Here is a 348-nt window from a genome sequence, read left to right on the forward strand (position 1 = left end):
AATAGCGTATCTAGGGTTCAAATCCCTATCTCTCCGCCACTTTTAGAAAAATCCCGCTAAGAAATTAGCGGGATTTTTCGCATCTCCAGACTTAAAAGATTTGTACAAATCACTTATCACTTCTTGAACGCAACTAAGCACTCCGCCACACTCCGAAAGAACCCACAAAAAATTAATGCCCTTTTCGTTCGTTCCAGTGTTGAATCAATTTGATATTTACATCTAGTTGTATCTACTCATCAATAAAGACTTCTTTAGCGGCATTGATAAGCTGCAAATGGATTGGGACGAGGTCAGCATGATTCGTTCGATATCCACCTCCAACGACAGCTGCGACAGGGATACCTC

The 348-nt window shown here is 41.4% G+C and carries 1 pseudogene; it reads right to left on the reverse strand.

Annotated elements, in window-relative coordinates:
* Positions 1-232 precede the first annotated feature (232 nt).
* Positions 233-348: pseudogene (locus IQR33_RS08390) on the reverse strand (histone deacetylase); the annotation flags it as partial.

It is taken from the genome of Vibrio sp. OPT46 (assembly GCF_015163535.1).
Lineage (GTDB): Bacteria > Pseudomonadota > Gammaproteobacteria > Enterobacterales > Vibrionaceae > Vibrio > Vibrio alginolyticus.